This is a genomic window from Hymenobacter arizonensis, from assembly GCF_900115775.1.
GTDB classification, from domain to species: Bacteria; Bacteroidota; Bacteroidia; order Cytophagales; family Hymenobacteraceae; genus Hymenobacter; species Hymenobacter arizonensis.
Window position 1 is genome coordinate 155,025 of record NZ_FOXS01000006.1, and the last position, 17,493, is coordinate 172,517.

Here is a 17,493-nt window from a genome sequence, read left to right on the forward strand (position 1 = left end):
TCAGAGCACAGGAAATAACTTGTAGCAGCATGGACCTGCTGTTGGGGGCGATTTCAATGAAACGGACGGTAGAGGCAGCAAAAGCAGTCATAAGCGGGGGAAAATGGCGGAAAAATCGCCGGTTCAGCCAAGTCTACTTTCTGTTTTTGAGTAAGGTTACTACGGCTCAGTTGTTGGAAGCCAAGCTTTTTTTACGTTGCCAGGGCTAGCGTCGGGCTTGTTTCCCACTACTGTCCGGCTTGGAGCGGAGCTTGCTTTGTTCAGCTTTTTGACTGCTGAGCACTCCGTGTTTTCACACCCCGTCCTGCCCTGTCTGGGTTGGTTTGCCGATTTATCGGCGGTGATAGCGCAGCCCCGCCCAACTTTCCGTAATTTTGACATTCGGCCGCCGCCTGCATTTTATGGGCCCGGCCGGTTTACTATGGCTCTAGAGAAGAACGAAGAGAAGTTGCAAGCTGCCCTGGCCGCCGCCGCCGCAGTAAAACGCAAGGGTGGTCTGGGTGGTGGTTTAGGCCGTGGCCTCAACGCCCTGATTGAGGGCAGCTACGATAAAAAAGGCGAACGGTCCGGCTCCAGCGAGCGGCTGGTGTCGCACCCGGTCAATTCGGTGGGCTTTATTTCAGTTGAGCACATTGAGGCCAACCCCTACCAGCCCCGCACCCACTTCGACCAGGAAGCCCTGCAGGAACTGGCCAACAGCATCAAGATTCAGGGCATCATTCAGCCCGTGACCCTGCGCCAGCTCGGCACCAACTCCTATCAGTTGATTTCGGGTGAGCGTCGCTTGCAGGCCTCCAAGCTGGCCGGCCTGGAAACCATTCCCGCTTACATCCGCAAGGCCGACGACCAGCAAATGCTGGAAATGGCTCTGATTGAGAACATTCAGCGCGAAAACCTTAATGCCATCGAAATCGCCCTCAGCTACCAGCGCCTGCTGAGCGAGTGCAACCTGCGCCAGGAAGAACTGGGCGACCGAGTGGGCAAAAACCGCTCGACCGTCACCAACTACCTGCGCCTGCTGAAGCTGCCGCCCGACGTGCAAATCGGCCTGCGCGACGCTGAAATCAGCATGGGCCACGCCCGCGCCCTCATCGGCATCGAAGACCCCAAGGCCCAGGTAGAACTCTACCGCAAGATTGTGGCCGAAGAACTGTCCGTGCGCCGGGTAGAAGAATTGGTACGCGGCGGCTTTGGCCGGCCCACTGCCAACAACGGCGGCGAAAACGCCGACAACACCGCTGCTGCTCCTGCTCAATTTGTGGTACCAGCCGCTGAGCTGCGGCGCACCGAACGCCACCTCACCGACCGCTTCGGCTCGCGCGTGCAGGTACGCCCCGGCCCCAAAGGCAGCGGCGAAATCAAAATTGCCTTCGATTCGGTGGAAGACATGCAGCGCATTCTGCACATTCTGCATCCCTCCTGAGCAACACCGGGGATTTTTAGCACATGAGGCTCGGCCTGGAGCAGCTAATTGTGAGCTATGCCTCGCCTCATATGCTAAATCCCGGACGTTATCCGTTAGCAGGTTTGCTATGAAAAATTTGTGTCGTCATTTCGCGGTCCTGTTCGTATTGTTAGGCCTGTTCTTTGCTAGCCAAAGCGTGCAAGCACAGGTGTTTGGCCCAACCACGCCCGCCGTAATTCGCCCCGACACTGCCGAAACCCGTGAAGTAGTGGTTACGGACGAAGCCAAGCGCAGCAAGGCTGCCGCCGACTCAGCCAAGCGCACCGAGCGCATGTTCCGGGCTTTCGGCTACGAAGGCATTCGCCTCACGCGGCCGGGCAAGGCTGCGTTGCTGGCGGCTATACTGCCCGGCGCGGGCCAGATTTATAATCGCAGGTGGTGGAAATTGCCGCTAGTGTATGGCGCGTTGGGTGGGGTCGGCTATGGGCTGTATTTTTACCAAACCGGCTTCCGCGAGTTTGCCGATGCCAGCAACCTGCTCAAGGAAGAGGCAGGGATTGTAGGCGGCTACCGGCCCCAAGACGGCCGCCTCCCTCGTCGAGTGCGCCCAGCGCGAACCATTGAAGCAATCGATTTTTCGGTTCGGTCCTACCGCGGCGAACGCGACCTGTTTATTCTTTACGCTGGCCTGGCCTATGGCCTGCAGATAGTAGATGCGCTGGTCGATGCTCACCTTAAAGACTTTGACGTGAGCCCCGACCTGAGCCTGCATTGGGAGCCGACATTGCTGCCCGTGCCGGGCCGGGCCCTGGCTCTGCCCACCGCCCCGGGCGTTGCGTTTGCTCTGCGGGTAAAGTAAAAACTGCTTAGTAATAGCTCAGACCGGAGTTTAATCCGCTCGCTGCCAGGCTGTGCCTCGTCAACACTTCTAATTCCTGACACCTACTCTTCTTCATGAAAATTCTACTCATCGGCTACGGTAAAATGGGCCAAACCATTGCTGCTCTTGCGGCTGAGCGTGGCCACGAAATCGCCGGCATTGTCGACTCGCATGCCACTCAGTTTAAAATCAGCGATTTTACCCCGGGCACGGTTGATGTAGCCATTGAATTCACGCATCCCGATTCGGCCTTCGCCAATGTCACAGCGTGCCTGCGCCAAGGCATTCCGGTGGTGTGCGGCTCCACGGGCTGGCTGCACCATTTCGAAGAAGCCCAGGCCCTCACCAACGAGTTGGGCGGCAGCCTTTTCTACGCCTCCAACTACAGCGTGGGTGTGAACCTATTCTTTCACTTCAACGAGTACATGGCCGCCAAAATGCATCAGTTTGGGGGCTACGACGTGGCCGTACGCGAGATTCACCACACCCAGAAAATTGACCAGCCCAGCGGTACGGCCCTCACCACGGCCGAAGCAATCATTCGTCATTTCCCCACCAAAACCACCTGGCGCAACGAGCCCGCCGAGACGCCTAACGAGCTGGCCATCATCAGCGAGCGCACCGGCGATGCTGTGGGCACGCACATTGTCACCTACACTTCTGCCGTCGACCTTCTGGAACTGAAGCACGAGGCGCACAGCCGCGAAGGATTTGCCTCTGGCGCCATACTGGCCGCCGAGTGGCTGCCCGGCCGGGTGGGCGTATTTGGAATGAAAGAGCTGCTGGATTTGTAATCGCCCCAACTGCTGCGGGTAGCAGCGTAGCCTCTTGGCGTTCTGCTGCGTTTCTTTACCTGATTTTCATTGCCAAGCCTAAGCTTGCTTCTCATGTCCTTGCTCAAAACCGACCGCACCACCTCGCCCCAACGCCCCAAAACAAAAACCCGCGAGTGGGCCGACTCGCTGATTTTTGCCGTTGTGGCAGCCACGCTCATTCGTTGGGCTACGTTTGAGGCCTACACCATTCCCTCGCCCAGCATGGAAAACTCCTTGCTGGTGGGCGACTACCTGTTTGTGAGTAAGCTGCACTACGGCCCCATCACCCCGCAAACGCCGTTGCAGGTCCCCCTCACCCACCAAACCGTGTGGGGCACCGGGCTCAAAAGCTACTCGGAGCTGATTCAGTTGCCGACGTACCGACTGCCGGGCTTTTCCGAAATCAAGCGCAACGACGTGGTGGTGTTTCACGTGCCCCACGAGGACCAGTTTCCGGCCGACTTGCGCACCAACTACATCAAGCGCTGTGTGGCCGTGGCCGGCGACACCCTCGAAATTCGGGATGCCCAGGTGTACCTCAACGGCAAGCCCGGCGAAACGCCTCCCGGCCTGGAAACGACCTACTTTATGCAGGTCGACAACCCCAACGACGAAGTAGTGGCCGACCTGCGCGCCCAGGGCGTGGTTGATTACGACCAGCCCAACGGCAGCCCCCAGGCCGTAGCGGCCCCCGACGGCAAGTTGGGCTATGCCATCAGCTGCACGGCTGCTGCGGCCGACTTCTTCCGCAAGCAGCCCTACGTGAAGAGCATGACCGTCATTCAACCCCAGGTGCAGCTCTTCCCCGACGTGGCCGACTTCCGCAACTCCGGCGCCATGAGCGCCACGCCCCGCGGCTGGACCCTGGATAGCTACGGCCCCCTGCCCATTCCCAAGAAAGGCCAGACCATCACGCTCACCCCCGGCAACGCAGCCATCTACTTCAAAATAGTGGCCCGCTACGAAAGCAACGAAGGCATTACCTGGCAGGACGGCATGATTCACCAAAACGGCAAGCCGCTGACCAGCTACACCGTAAAGCAGAACTACTACATGATGATGGGCGACAACCGCCACAACTCCGAGGACTCGCGTTTCTGGGGTTTTGTGCCCGAAGACCATGTCGTGGGCAAGGCGGTGCTCATCTGGCTTTCCGTTGACCCCAATGGCGATTTCTGGCACAAAATCCGGTGGAACCGGTTGTTCAACATCATCCACTAAGGTCCGAACTGTCATTGCGAGGAGGCACGACGAAGCAATCCGTCCTGGTCTCAGCGACCAACCTGATAATGTGACTAAGCCCCGGTACTGCGCAGTACCGGGGCTTTTTGTTTCATTAAACTATCTAACTCTAATAGGACGGATTGCTTCGTCGTGCCTCCTCGCAATGACAGTTTTAGCCCTACCACTCTATCGGCTCCAGCCCCATTTGCTGCAGCCAAGCATTGGTCTTACTGAAAGGCTTGCTGCCGAAGAAACCTTTGTCGGCCGCAAAGGGCGAAGGATGAACCGATTTCAGTATCAGGTGCTTTTTTCCGTCAATAAGCTCGGACTTTTTGCCGGCGTAGGCGCCCCAAAGGATGAACACCACATGCTCCTTTTCTTCCGATACTTTGCGAATAACCGCATCGGTAAACTCCTCCCAGCCTCTTTTCTGATGCGAGGCAGGCTCGCTGGCGCGCACGGTGAGCGTGGCGTTGAGCAGCAACACGCCTTGCTGGGCCCAGCGGTCGAGGTTGCCGTTAGTAGGGGGCGACGTGCTGGGAATATCGTCGCGCAGTTCCTTAAAAATGTTCTGCAGCGAAGGCGGCGTGCGCTGCCCATCCTGCACCGAGAAAGAGAGCCCATGGGCCTGATTGCGACCATGGTACGGGTCCTGGCCTAGAATTACGACCTTCACGTTATCAAACGGGGTAGCGTCGAAGGCGTGGAAAATCTGGGCGCCCGCCGGGTAAACAGTAGCCGTAGCATACTCTCCTTTTACAAAGGCAATCAGGCGTTGAAAATAGGGTTTTTCAAATTCTTCGGCCAACACGGGCTGCCAGCTTGCGGCTATCTTTACCATTGCAGTTTTTTTAAGAAAAATAATCGGGCTTTTGCGGCGTTCCACCGTGTCTTTTGCGTAAAACCAAATTACGCGGACCTGTGTTAAGCCCGCAGCTACCCATAAGCCACGACACTTATGCCCACCACCACTACGCAGGGCGTTACCGTTTCGGTTACGACCAACTACCTGCCCGACTACTCCAGCCCCGGCCAAGAGCACTTCGTGTTTGCCTATAAAATTGACATTCGCAACAATAGCGAATTTACCGTGAAGCTCTTGCGCCGCCACTGGCACATTCACGACGCCAATGGCGTGGTGCGCGAAGTGGAAGGCGAAGGCGTGGTGGGCCGCCAGCCCGTGCTGGAACCCGGCGAGGCCCACCAGTACGTGAGCGGCTGCAACCTGAAATCGGGCGTGGGCAAAATGCGCGGCACCTACCTGATGGAGCGACTGGCCAATGGCCAGGAGTTTTCGGTGGACATCCCCGAATTCACCCTCATGGTGCCCTACCGCCTGAATTAAGTTTGGGTTGTGACTTGGCCGTTGTCCGTCGTTAGTTTGCACCCTGGTTGTCGTATTGCCGACCTGCCAACGGCTACCTAACAACCAACCCCTGCTTGTTTCAACTCCTCGCTTACTTTCGTTTCTGGCTTCGTTCGGGCAATGCGCATGGGCTGCATTCCCCGTTTGTGTTTGGGCTTTACACCTCCGTGGTGCGCCACACAGGCACTTTCAGCGCCTATGCAAGAGTTGAAGCACGGCGGGCTGAGTTGCTCAATAGCGCCGCTAGCATCAGCGTTACGGACTTTGGGGCCGGCTCGCATACCGGCGCCGGCCAGCAGCGCCGCATCGCCGACATTGCCCGCACGGCTGCCAAGCCCCCGGGCCTGGCCCAATTGCTCTTTCGCCTCGCCAACTATTTCCGGGCGGCTACCATTCTGGAACTAGGCACCTCGCTGGGCCTCACCACTGCTTACCTGGCCGCTGCCGATTCGCGCAGCCAGGTCTTCACGCTGGAGGGCTGCCCCAACGTAGCGGCCGTAGCCCGCGAAACTTTGGCGGCGCTGCACCTGACCAATGTCAGCATTGTGGAGGGCAACATCGACGACACGCTGGCGCCTACCCTATCGGCGCTTCCCGCACCAGTGGACTTTGCCTTTTTCGACGGCAACCATCGCTACGAGCCAACGCTCCGCTACTTCGAGCTTTGCCTGGCTCATCGCACCGATAACTCGGTGTTCGTTTTCGACGACATCCACTGGTCAGAAGAGATGGAACGCGCCTGGGAGTTCATCAAAGCCCACCCCGATGTAACCATGACGGTGGACCTGTTCTATATCGGCCTGGTGTTTTTTAGAAAGAACCAGCCGAAGCAGCATTTCTGGCTGCGCACGTAGCCAACTCATGCGTAAAGCACGTCATGTCGAGCGCAGCCGAGACATCTCGCGTGGGGCAGCGGTTCAATCGTACAACGATTCAAACGAGATGTCTCGGCTGCGCTCGACATGACTTGACAGCAAACGGTTCCGCGTCTAATTACCGAATAGCTTCCCGCACTTTCGTCAGCTTCACCATCAGGGCTTCGAGTTGGTCGAGTGGCAGCATGTTAGCACCGTCGGAGAGGGCGGTGGCTGGCGTGGGGTGCGTTTCAATAAACAAGCCATCGGCCCCGACGGCAATGGCCGCTTTGGCAATGGTTTCGATGAGGGCGGGTTGGCCGCCGGTCACGCCGCTGCTTTGGTTTGGGCGCTGCAGCGAATGCGTCACATCCATCACTACGGGCACTTGAAATTCGCGCATGGCGGGGAGGTTGCGGAAGTCCACAACCAGGTCGGAATAGCCAAAGGAGTTGCCGCGCTCGGTGAGAATCACGTTTTCGTTGCCCGACTGGCGCACTTTGTCCACGGCAAATTTCATGGCCTCGCCGCTCAGGAACTGGCCTTTCTTGATGTTAACCACCTTGCCGGTTTGAGCTGCCGCAATAAGCAAATCGGTTTGGCGGCACAGGAAAGCGGGTATTTGCAGTACATCAACAAACTCAGCCGCCAGCGCAGCCTCGCTCGATTCGTGGATGTCCGTGACGGTGGGCACCCCAATCTCACGCCCTACTTTTTGCAGAATGCGCAATGCCGTTTCATCACCAATTCCGGTGAATGAATCGAGGCGGGAACGGTTGGCTTTGCGATAGGAGCCTTTGAAAATAAAGGGAATCTGCAGCTTGTCGGTGATGTGTTTGATGCGCTCGGCAATGCGCAGAGCCATGTCCTCGCCCTCAATGACGCAGGGCCCCGCCATAAGAAAAAACTGACCCGAGTTGGTGTTGCGAAAGTGCGGCAGGGTGTTGGCGAGAGCGGAAAGCATAGAATGAGCTAAAAACGTGAGCGATGAGGTACCTGGGCTGACCTGCGGACGAGGTCTGCTCTCAGGTAAATACTGGTTGGTTATTTCTTCTTCAAACAAATAAAAAGCTCCCTCCCCTGCCGGGGCCGGAGGGAATTGGTAGCCGTTTCGAAATGCCGAAACTCGAAATATGGCGCAAAGTATTCGCGATATTCCTCCTTCGTGCCGCCAAACGGAGGTTCCTGCACCGGACCAAAATCAGTATCGAAGAGCAACCCCATCAGGGTGCCGCCGGGCCTCAGCAGCGCCGCGCATTGCTGGACATACGCTGGTCGCAAGGCCGGATTCAGCGCACAAAAGAACGTTTGCTCTACAATTAAATCGTAGGGCGGGTCGTTGGGCAGCTTAAAAAAATCGACCTGCGACAGGTGTTGAGCCGGAAAACTGGGCACGCGAGAGGCCAAAGCTGCGAGCGGCTCCGGCGCCAGGTCTGCCACGAACACTTCCTTGAAGCCTAGCTGGTGCAAATACTCGGCTTCGTAGGCGCGGCCAGCCCCGGGAATGAGGATGCGGGGCTGCTCAGCAGTGTTCATTTGGTCGAAGTAAGCGCGCAAGGGTGGCGTTACTTCACGGGCGTCCCAACCGTCGCGCCCAGCAGCGTAACGGCCTTGCCAATAGGCAGCATCGAAGTCCGGTAAAACCGTTTCCATTTCGTCGAAGTATATCGAAAACTTGCCAGGGCACGGAAGTCCCCTATTTTTACAACCCAAAGGTAAGCGCCGCACTGCGGCAGGCAGCCTAAAAACACTCTCGCTTTTCCCGATTAACTACTCCCGCATGGACCCAAACGAAACCACCGAACCCCGTTCCAATAATAGCCGCGTCCTCCTCTGGGTAGCCCTGGTGTTGGTGCTACTAGGCATCAACGGCGTTCTGTTTTACCTCAACCAGCAAAAAGGGCAGAAGAACGAAGAACTAACCACGGAAGTCAAAGCCAAGGACACCAAGCTGCAAGACCAAATCAAGCAGTACGAATCCCTAAAGGCCGATTTTGAGCGTCAGAGCCAGGAATTGCAGGCCCTGGGCCTGAGCAACGACTCGCTGGAAGCCAAGATTGCCAGCGTCAATGCCGACTTGCTGAAGCTTCGCTCTTTCCGGGCCGGCAGCTTCTCCATTGCCCAGCAAAGCCTTTTCAAGCGCCGCGCCCAAAACCTGGAAAGCCAGCTACGGAAACGGGACGAAGACATTGCCCAGCTGAAAAAGGACAACGAAACGCTGTACACCGAAACCACCACGCTGAAGCAAAAGCAAAACAAGCTGACCGACACCATCAGCACCATTGTTCGTAGCAATCAGGAGTTGTCGGAGAAAGTAGGCGTGGCTTCGCGCCTGCAGTCTGAGAATATCAAGGTGGCCATCATCACGTCGAAGAACAAGGAGAAAGACGACGACAAGTCGGAATTCAAAGCCAAGCGCGTGGAGAAAGTGAAGGTTACCTTCAACCTGGCCCGTAACGACGTATCGCCGAAAGAAACCAAAGCCATCTACATGCGCATTCTGGAGCCTGACGGTGCCGCTCTCTACAACCTGAGCACGGGCGGCGGCACCTTCACCGTCGACGGCCAGGAAGCGTTCTACACGCAAAAGCAGGATGTGGTGTACGACAACTCTAAGCAGAAGCTGGACTTTGTGTACGCCAAAGGCGCCGAGTATAAGAAAGGCCAACACACGGTAGAGCTGTATGAAAGCGGCCAGCTGATGGGCAAAACCACCTTCACGCTGAAATAGCTTCCCATTTAGCCTCCCCCGCCGGGTGCTATTCCACTTCTATTTTCCATTCAATAAAAGAGCCCGCTTCGGTAAGAAGCGGGCTCTTTTATTTAGGTGTTTTTAAAGTTTAGAAGTGCTATTGCTCAGCCGCTACCAGGGCCTCGTACTTATCCAGCTTGGCCAGCACCGCTGTGATGTTTTCCGTAAACAGCGTGATGACTGCGCCTTCGGGTGCCGTTTCCAGCACGTGGTCGATGGCGTCCATCTCCTTCTCGATGTAAGTAATGGGCAACTCGGGTTTGTCAAGCCGCAGGCCGGTTTCCATGAGGGCTTTGATTTCCTCGGCGGTTTTGCCGCGTAGGTCACGGTCTTGGCGCAGTACCACTTCATCGAAGATGCGGCCTGCCACGCGGGAGAAGCCCAACGTGTCTTCGTCGCGGCGGTCGCCGAGGCCCGATACTACTCCTATTTTGCGGGTTGCCGGAGTAGCCTCCATGAATTCCGCATACTTCAGAATGCCGGCCGTGTTGTGGGCGTAGTCGACAATGACTTCGCACTTCGGAAACTTGTAGACGTTCATCCGGCCCGGTGTTTTGGCGCCGGAAGGCACGAAGGTGCGGAAGGCCGTCTTGATTTCGTCGCGGTCGAAGCCCGCCAGGTAGCCCGCCAGAGCGGCGGCCAGGCTGTTCTCAATGTTGAAGCCAGCGCGTCCCCCAAACGTAATGGGAAATTCGGCGGCCCGGTCGATGCGCAGCTTGTAGCTGTTTTTGTAGATGGTGATGTAGCCTTCCTCGTACACCGCCGCTACGCCACCGCCTTCCACGTGCTCGCGGATGCGGGGGCTGTTTTCGTCCATGCTAAATAATGCCACGCGGCAATCCACGGTGCGGGCCATGGCATACACCAAGTCGTCGTCGGCGTTGAGCACGGCCCAGCCGCTTTTGCGCACCGTGCGGGGCAGCACGCCTTTCACGGCAGCCATTTCCTCCACGGTGTAGATATCGCGCATGCCCAAGTGGTCGGCCGCCACGTTGGTCACCACGGCAATGTCGCAAGTGTTAAAACCCAGCCCCGAACGCAGCATGCCGCCGCGGGCCGTTTCAAGTACGGCGTAGTTCACGGTGGGGTCTTTCAGCACAAACTCAGCGCTGATGCCGCCGGTGCAGTCACCTTTTTGCAGTTGCACGCCCTGGATGTAGATGCCGTCGGTGGTCGTGAAACCTACTTTGTATCCCTTGCTGGCCACCAAGTGCGCAATGAGGCGGGTGGTAGTGGTCTTGCCGTTGGTACCCGTTACGGCAATGATGGGGATGCGGGCAGTGGAGCCGGGCGGGAATAGCATGTCCACCACCGGGGCGGCCACGTTGCGCGGCAGGCCTTCGGCGGGCGAGATGTGCATGCGGAATCCGGGCGCGGCGTTCACCTCAATCACCGCACCGCGGCTTTCATTGAGGGGCACGGCAATGTCGGTAGCCATCAAATCGATGCCACAGATATCCAGGCCCACAATGCCGGCTACCCGCTCGGCCAGCAGCACATTGTAAGGGTGCATCTGGTCCGTAACGTCGCTGGCCGTGCCGCCGGTGCTGATGTTGGCTGTGCTTTTCAGGTACATCGTCTCGCCAGCCGGCAGCACCGACTTCAGCGTCAGGTCTTTGTTTTTCAGGATATCCAGCGTGTGCTTGTCGGCTTTGATGGCCGTCAGCACCTTTTCGTGACCCACGCCGCGGCGGGGGTCTTTATTGACTTCGTCAATCAGCTGCTGAATGGTGCTGGTGCCATCGCCGGTCACGGCCGCGGGTGTGCGCTTGGCCGCGGCAATGAGCTTGCCATTCACCACCAGCAGGCGGAAGTCGAAACCTTCAATAAACTGCTCCACAATCACGGCCCGCGAATAGGCTTGAGCGGCCTTCAAGCCCTCAGCCGCATCTTTCCAGTTGGTGATGTAAATGGTAGCGCCCTTGCCGTGGTTGCCATCGAGCGGCTTGGTCACGATGGGAAAGCCCAGCTCCTCAATGGCGTCGCGCAGGCCATCTTCCGAGTACACCGTGGTGCCGCGGGGCACTGGCACGCCCGCATCCTTCAGCATGGCCTTGGTGCGGTTCTTATTGCCAGCCACCTCCACGCCGGCGTGGGAGGTATAGCTGGTGGTGGTGGCCCAGATGCGCTTCTGGTTGACGCCGTAGCCCAGCTGAATAATGTTACTGTTTTTAAGCGCGATGTACGGGATGTTACGTGAAGCGGCCTCGGCCACAATGCTGTAGGTGCTGGGCCCAATGAACTCCTCCTCGCGGATTTCGTGTAGCTCATCGATAATAGCTTTCAGGTCGACCTTCTCCTTTTTGCAGGAAGCCTCCACCACCTCTACTGCGGCCTCAACGGCGCGACGCCCCGCCCGTTCTTCCTGATAAGTGAATACCACGTATTCCACGCCTTCCTCACGGGCCGGGTACGACTTGCCCCAATACACGGGCATGCCCGCCAGCCGCTGCAACTCCAGCGCAATGTGGTAGATAACGTGCCCCAGCGGCTCGCCGTCGTTCAGCTGGTCCAAATCCAATGGTGGCCGCTTGGCCGATTGCTTGCCCCCGCTCATGCCATTAGGCTGAGCCTGGCCGATATTTGGAAATAGTTTCATCAGTCGGCCGCCGAGCCCGGTCACGGTGTTGGACCACTTCCCTGCGAACTCCTCCAAATCAACTTTGGCAACAATAAGCTTGGTATGCTTGACAGACCAGTAGCTTGGGCCGCGCATGGTGCGCAGGTCAATAATCTTCATATTCGGAAAGAAAAAGGGCGTTTTGACTCCCCTACGTAAGGGAATCCGGCTTGGCTACGAAATGTAGGCATAATGCCGCCCGAAACCCGAAAATCGTACGGTAATGCATGAAAAAAGCCCCGCCTGCCAATTGGCAAGCGGGGCTTTTTCGTCAATAATCAGAGGTGACGGGCGGATTCGAACCGCCGTAGGAGGTTTTGCAGACCTCTACCTAGCCACTCGGTCACGTCACCAGTAGTGGTCTTTTGGGAGCGCAAAGGTAAGCAGCCCGTTTGGGGTGGGCAAGGTAAACGCACAAAAAAAGCCCCGGCGTTGCGGCCGGGGCTTTTCTCTCACTCAAAACCAGGCACTAGGCGTTGGTTTCGTCGTCCTTTTTGTCGGCGTCGTCGCCAGCAATCAGGTCTTTGGCGCGGTCAACCAAGTCACCAGCTACTTCCGAAGCCTTCTCGAAAGCTTCGGTGTGGGTAACGGCGTCAACTGCGTCGCTGGCCACGTCCTTCACTTTGTCGATGGCAGCCGATGCAGCACCGGCAATGCCGGCCAGCAGGCCACCTTCAGCCTCAGCAGCCGGAGCTTCTTCAGCGGCAGGAGCAGCTTTGGCCTTAGGAGCCTTGGCAGCGGGAGCCTCTTCGGCAGCAGGCTTGGCAGCGGCAGCAGCAAGCTTCTGCTCGCCAGCCTTGCGCTCGTTGCCCATCATCTGGTCGCGCAGGGCGCTCAGAGCGTCGAGGTCACCCAAAGTCGACTTCTCTTCGGTCTTCTTCAGGTCGCTGATTTTGCCTTCGCCTTGGGTGTCGCCAGCCTTGGTGTTGGTCTTCTTCTTGAACTTGGCGTTGCGGCTGTCGTCTTCAGCAGCGGCTTCTTTGTTGAAGATAGCCGTGTGAGACAGTACAATGCGACGGTCGTCCTTCGAGAACTCGGTTACGCGGAAGTCCAGCGCTTCGCCGTTTTCGGCGCTGCTGCCGTCCTCTTTCACCAAAGACTTGGGGTAAGCGAAGCCCTCGATGCCGTAAGGCAATTCGAGAACAGCGCCACGCTCCGACTTCTCGGTGATGGTAGCACGGTGTACCGAGCCGGGGGTGAACACCGACTGGAAGGTATCCCAGGGGTTCTCCTCAAGCTGCTTGTGGCCCAGGGCCAGGCGACGGGCGCCCAGGTCCAGCTCCAACACAACTACGTCCAGCTTGTCGCCCACCTTCACCATTTCCGATGGGTGCTTGATTTTCTTGGTCCACGACAGGTCGGAAACGTGCACGAGGCCGTCTACACCCTCTTCCAGCTCAACGAACAGGCCGAAATTGGTCAGGTTGCGCACGAGGCCGCTGTGCTTGGTGCCTACAGCGTACTTGTCGCCGAAGTCGCCACGCGTCCAGGGGTCTTCGGTCAGTTGCTTGATGCCGAGGCTCATCTTGCGGTCTTCGCGGTCGAGCGTCAGAATCTGCGCTTCTACCGTGTCGCCCTGCTTGATGAAGTCCTGCGGGTTGCGCAGGTGCTGGCTCCAGCTCATTTCCGAAACGTGGATGAGGCCTTCTACGCCCGGTACTACTTCCATGAAAGCGCCGTAGTCGGCCACGTTCACGATGCGGCCCGATACTTTCGAACCTGGCTGCAGGTCGGCAGGCAGCGAATCCCATGGGTGAGGAGTCAACTGCTTCAAGCCCAGCGAAATACGCTTCTTGGCTTCGTCGAAGTCCAGAACTACGATGTTCAGTTTCTGGTCCAACTGGAGTACTTCGCTCGGGTGAGCGATGCGGCCCCACGAGATGTCCGTGATGTGCAGCAGACCGTCGACACCGCCGAGGTCGATGAACACGCCGAAGTTGGTCATGTTCTTAATGTTGCCTTCCAGAATCTGACCCTTTTCAAGGTTGTTCAGGATGGCTTCGCGCTGCTTCTCGAGGTCTTTCTCGATGAGTACTTTGTGCGAAACAACCACGTTGTCGAAAGCGGAGTTGATTTTCACAACTTTCACTTCCATGCGACGGCCAACATAAATGTCGAAGTCGCGGATGGGCTTCACGTCGATTTGCGAGCCGGGTAGGAAGGCTTCTACACCGTCGAGCTCCATGATGAGGCCGCCTTTGGTGCGACGCTTCACTACGCCTTCGAGGATGGTATCCAACTCGAGGGCATCGTAAATGGCCTTCCAGGCCTGCTTGATTTTGGCTTTCTTACGGCTCAGGATGAGCTGGCCGTTGATGTCTTCCTGGTCTTCGATGAACACCTCAACCTCGTCGCCGATTTTCAGGTCGGGCAGGTCGCGGAATTCAGTAATCGACACCAAACCATCGGATTTGAAGCCGATGTTCAGGATTACGTCGCGGTCGGTAATGCCAACCACGGTGCCCTTCACTACTTCTTCTTCCTGTACGGTCGTGAGCGTGTCGCCGTACATCTGCTCCATCTCGGCACGCTGGTCAGCCGAGTAGTTTCCACCAAAACCGGTGGCTCCGACATTGTCCCAGTCGAAATCGTCAATCAATTCTGCCATAAATAGCTGTTGGGCACCTCTTGGATAAACGTAGCGGCCGATGCCCGGGCCCTTACGCGGTTCTTGTTGAACACCTTGCCGTTGTGCAGCAAAGCCCGCCACCCTGGCGGGGGCGCAAAGGTACGGGTTTAGAAGCAGGAATACTAGTGGTTTAGGGGTATACTTGTGCGTCCTCACACAAGCTTATCCATGAGAACCGTTCTCTACTATCTGCTCATCATTGGCTCACTGACTGGCTGCGCTGCCCTCGGAACCAAGACTAATTTCACCGACTCCGATTTGTTGCCTACTATCACCCGAGTAGCTCTGATTACCACCAAAGTTTCTGTACCCTCGGTCGTACCTGCAAGTGTCGCTGATAGTCTATTCGTAAAAAACTTGGCTACGCAGCTAACCGTAGCAACTGGCTGGCAAGTGGATTATCTCGGCGAAGTCGATGCGTTTTTATCAGATATGGGTAGTGCTGACAACACAATTATTAATAGCGGCAAGTATCAGGCCGTCGTTCACGCAGAATTGGCACTGGCTTACTATGGGGTGATTGGCAATGTGCCGCGTTTTAATGCTTCGACGCGCATGCAAATCTTCAACCTACCAAGTAAAACACGATTGGGTGAAAGCTATTTCAATACCCTCATGGGTAATTCGTACAAGGTTCATCCCATTTTACAAGTTGCCATTACCGACGGCGTGACTGGAATGGTGAGGCCTTGGCAAAAGAAGTTGACGCAATTGCGGGAAACTAAGTGATTCAAGCACTAAGAACAGTTATGGTGTTGTCGCAAACCACAATCTTAACCGTACGCCGGACAACTTCGCCCCTACCCATGCAGTAAAGCAAAAGAGTCAATTCACCCAAAACTCCTTTACTCATGGCCTATATCAAAGCAGGCGAAGACACGGCCGGTAACCCGGTCAATATTTTTTACGAAGACTGGGGGCAGGGCAATCCCGTGGTTCTCATTCACGGCTGGCCGCTCGACCACACCATGTGGGAGCACCAAGCCATCGGGCTGGCCAAAGGTGGCTCGCGCGTCATTGCCTACGACCGGCGCGGTTTCGGCCGTTCGTCGCGGCCCTGGACGGGCTACGACTACGACACGCTGGCGGCCGACCTCAACGCCCTGCTCGAAGACCTGGACCTGAACAACGTGACGCTGATAGGTTTCTCGATGGGCGGCGGTGAAATAGCCCGCTACCTCGGCACCTACGGCGACGCCCGTATTGCCCGCGTGGCCTTTATAGGAGCGGTGACGCCGTTCATGCTCAAAACCGACAACAACCCCGACGGTGTGCCCCAGAAGGTGTTCGACGACATGGGCGACGCCATCAAGAAAGACCGGTTCGATTTCCTGCAATCATTCGCCAAAAGCTTCTACGGCGTGGGCATGATTAGCCATCCCGTGAGCCAGGGCGTGCTGGACTGGAATTTCACCGTGGCCTCGCTGGCCGCACCCAATGCTACCCGGGACTGCGCTGTAGCCTTTTCCAGCACCGATTTCCGGGCCGACTTAGAAGCGGTGAAAGTACCCACGCTGGTTATTCACGGCGACGAAGACGCCACCGTGCCGATTGATGCCAGCGGCGCGCGCACGGCCAAAATGATTCCTCATGCGGAGTACAAGGTGTACAAGGGCGCCCCGCACGGCTTGTTCTTCACCGATAAAGACCAGTTGACGACTGACCTGTTGTCGTTTGTTGGCCGTTAATCTTTTGGTCTGTCATGCTTCGCAAGCTCAGCATGACAGACGATTGGGTTTATTACCCCATGCGAGATGCTTGCCTACGGCGACCTGCGGTTAGGCTGCGCTCAGCATGAAGGTCTGCTAAATAAAAGAGGGCCCCGACGCAACTGCGTCGGGGCCCTCTTTTATTTAGTAACCCAGTAGTTAGGCGGCGCGGCCCATCTGGCGCAGGAAGCCTACGTGGGAAGCAATGGCCGAACGGGTACGAGTGTAGTTGTTGTATTTAACATCAAACTCGTCGCACACCTGCTGCACAATCTTGCTGATGGCGGGGTAATGCACGTGCGAAATCTTGGGGAAGAGGTGGTGCTCAATCTGGAAGTTGAGGCCGCCGACCAACCAGCTTACTACTTTGTTGTCGGTGGCAAAATTGGCGGTGGTGCGTACCTGGTGAATGGCCCACTCGTCCTCCATCTTGCCGGTGGTTACATGAGGAATTGGGAAGGCAGCATCCTCAACGGTGTGCGCCAGCTGGAAAACCATGCTCAGAACCAAGCCGGCTACCGAAGTGCTCAGCAGGAAGCCAGCCAACCACGGCAGGAAGCCCACCATGTAAACGGGCAGGGCGATGTACAGCACCAGATTCAGCGCTTTAAAACCCCAAAAGCTGACGTGTTCGCCGGTGTTCATAGGCTTGAGGCCAATGGCTCCGATTTGGCGCGTGAAGTACTTCTGGTAGTCCATCGCAAATACCCAGGAGAGGTAGAGCAGGCAGTAGAGCACCCAGAAATAGAAGTGCTGGTAGCGGTGCAGGGCGTGCTTGGGCTGGTCGGGCGTCATGCGCATCCAGGGGCGGATGTCGATGTCGTCGTCGTGGCCCGCAATGTTGGTGTAGGTGTGGTGGATGAGGTTGTGCTTCGAGTTCCACATGTAGGGGCTGCCGCCGAGCACGCCGAGCGTGTAGGCCGCCAGTTTGTTCACCCAGGAGTAGCGCGAGAAGCTGCCGTGGGCGCCGTCGTGCATCACATTGAAGCCGATGGCGGCGATAACGCACCCGGCCACCGCGCATTCGAGCAGCGCCAAGGCCGTGGGTGGGGTGAAAAACACCAGATGTACGTATAGTCCAATCAGGGCGCCTACCAGCAATACCGCCTTAACTATTAGGCTGGTGTCGCCAGTCATTCGCCGGCCCGACTCCTCAAAATATTGATTGATACGAGTTTTTAACTCGGTATGAAAGGAGCGTGTGGCAGCGAATTTTGGGAGGGCCATGGGCAGGATTTT

General features: G+C 57.2%; 16 protein-coding genes and 1 tRNA gene. 10 read left to right on the plus strand and 7 right to left on the minus strand.

The features are described from left to right. Positions 1 to 29: 29 nt before the first annotated feature. The 5 genes from BMZ66_RS25855 to lepB all read left to right on the plus strand — a co-directional run bounded on the left by BMZ66_RS25855 (position 30) and on the right by lepB (position 4,321). Positions 30 to 209 (plus strand): hypothetical protein, encoded by a 180-nt coding sequence (locus BMZ66_RS25855; RefSeq protein ID WP_214607038.1) that lies wholly within the window; start codon positions 30 to 32, stop codon positions 207 to 209. A gap of 212 nt (positions 210 to 421) precedes the next feature. Then, positions 422 to 1,423, plus strand: coding sequence for a ParB/RepB/Spo0J family partition protein (locus BMZ66_RS19240; RefSeq protein ID WP_092677359.1), 1,002 nt, complete (start codon positions 422 to 424; stop codon positions 1,421 to 1,423). A 109-nt stretch (positions 1,424 to 1,532) separates the two neighbouring features. Continuing rightward, entirely contained in the window at positions 1,533 to 2,264 is a 732-nt protein-coding gene (locus BMZ66_RS19245; RefSeq protein ID WP_143080293.1) for a DUF5683 domain-containing protein, read from the plus strand. A 95-nt stretch (positions 2,265 to 2,359) separates the two neighbouring features. After that, entirely contained in the window at positions 2,360 to 3,079 is a 720-nt protein-coding gene (dapB, locus tag BMZ66_RS19250) for a 4-hydroxy-tetrahydrodipicolinate reductase (RefSeq protein WP_092677364.1), read from the plus strand. A 93-nt stretch (positions 3,080 to 3,172) separates the two neighbouring features. Continuing rightward, entirely contained in the window at positions 3,173 to 4,321 is a 1,149-nt protein-coding gene (lepB, locus tag BMZ66_RS19255) for a signal peptidase I (RefSeq protein ID WP_092677366.1), read from the plus strand. Between the two features lie 181 nt (positions 4,322 to 4,502). Here the strand turns inward: lepB and BMZ66_RS19260 are convergent, their stop codons facing one another. Next, positions 4,503 to 5,165 carry a uracil-DNA glycosylase gene (locus BMZ66_RS19260; RefSeq protein ID WP_092677368.1) on the minus strand — a complete coding sequence of 221 codons (663 nt, stop codon included), beginning with the start codon at positions 5,163 to 5,165 and terminating at the stop codon, positions 4,503 to 4,505. A 117-nt stretch (positions 5,166 to 5,282) separates the two neighbouring features. On the opposite strand from BMZ66_RS19260, the gene apaG reads away from it, so the two are divergent. Both apaG and BMZ66_RS19270 read left to right on the plus strand, forming a co-directional pair. Then, the gene (gene apaG / locus BMZ66_RS19265; RefSeq protein ID WP_092677370.1) at positions 5,283 to 5,669 is read left to right on the plus strand and encodes a Co2+/Mg2+ efflux facilitator ApaG/CorD; all 387 of its coding nucleotides are present in this window, start codon (positions 5,283 to 5,285) and stop codon (positions 5,667 to 5,669) included. Positions 5,670 to 5,764: 95 nt separating this feature from the next. Then, positions 5,765 to 6,544 (plus strand): O-methyltransferase, encoded by a 780-nt coding sequence (locus tag BMZ66_RS19270; protein ID WP_092677372.1) that lies wholly within the window; start codon positions 5,765 to 5,767, stop codon positions 6,542 to 6,544. A 139-nt stretch (positions 6,545 to 6,683) separates the two neighbouring features. Here BMZ66_RS19270 and kdsA read toward each other — a convergent pair whose 3' ends face one another. Further along, positions 6,684 to 7,508 (minus strand): 3-deoxy-8-phosphooctulonate synthase, encoded by an 825-nt coding sequence (gene kdsA / locus BMZ66_RS19275; RefSeq protein WP_092677374.1) that lies wholly within the window; start codon positions 7,506 to 7,508, stop codon positions 6,684 to 6,686. 80 nt (positions 7,509 to 7,588) lie between these two features. Further along, a complete protein-coding gene (locus BMZ66_RS19280) occupies positions 7,589 to 8,197 on the minus strand; it encodes a methyltransferase (RefSeq protein WP_092677376.1) in 609 nt (202 codons plus the stop codon). Positions 8,198 to 8,324: 127 nt separating this feature from the next. Here BMZ66_RS19280 and BMZ66_RS19285 point away from each other — a divergent pair, with 127 nt between their 5' ends. Further along, a complete protein-coding gene (locus BMZ66_RS19285) occupies positions 8,325 to 9,275 on the plus strand; it encodes a DUF8428 domain-containing protein (protein ID WP_092677378.1) in 951 nt (316 codons plus the stop codon). Positions 9,276 to 9,393: 118 nt separating this feature from the next. On the opposite strand, the gene cphA is transcribed toward BMZ66_RS19285, so the two are convergent. The 3 genes from cphA to rpsA form a co-directional block, all read right to left on the minus strand. Beyond that, positions 9,394 to 12,036 (minus strand): cyanophycin synthetase, encoded by a 2,643-nt coding sequence (cphA, locus tag BMZ66_RS19290; protein WP_092677380.1) that lies wholly within the window; start codon positions 12,034 to 12,036, stop codon positions 9,394 to 9,396. A gap of 162 nt (positions 12,037 to 12,198) precedes the next feature. Continuing rightward, positions 12,199 to 12,269: transfer RNA gene (locus BMZ66_RS19295), tRNA-Cys, on the minus strand. A gap of 116 nt (positions 12,270 to 12,385) precedes the next feature. Continuing rightward, the gene (gene rpsA / locus BMZ66_RS19300; protein WP_234795167.1) at positions 12,386 to 14,524 is read right to left on the minus strand and encodes a 30S ribosomal protein S1; all 2,139 of its coding nucleotides are present in this window, start codon (positions 14,522 to 14,524) and stop codon (positions 12,386 to 12,388) included. 189 nt (positions 14,525 to 14,713) lie between these two features. Between rpsA and BMZ66_RS19305 the strand changes: the two genes are divergently transcribed. Next, positions 14,714 to 15,274: a hypothetical protein gene (locus tag BMZ66_RS19305; protein ID WP_092677382.1), complete on the plus strand. Its 561-nt coding sequence runs from the start codon at positions 14,714 to 14,716 to the stop codon at positions 15,272 to 15,274. Between the two features lie 122 nt (positions 15,275 to 15,396). Next, on the plus strand, positions 15,397 to 16,233 hold the full coding sequence (locus BMZ66_RS19310) for an alpha/beta fold hydrolase (protein WP_092677384.1): 837 nt from the start codon (positions 15,397 to 15,399) through the stop codon (positions 16,231 to 16,233). Between the two features lie 180 nt (positions 16,234 to 16,413). On the opposite strand, the gene BMZ66_RS19315 is transcribed toward BMZ66_RS19310, so the two are convergent. Further along, positions 16,414 to 17,481 (minus strand): fatty acid desaturase family protein, encoded by a 1,068-nt coding sequence (locus BMZ66_RS19315; protein WP_092677386.1) that lies wholly within the window; start codon positions 17,479 to 17,481, stop codon positions 16,414 to 16,416. Between the last annotated feature and the right edge of the window lie 12 nt (positions 17,482 to 17,493).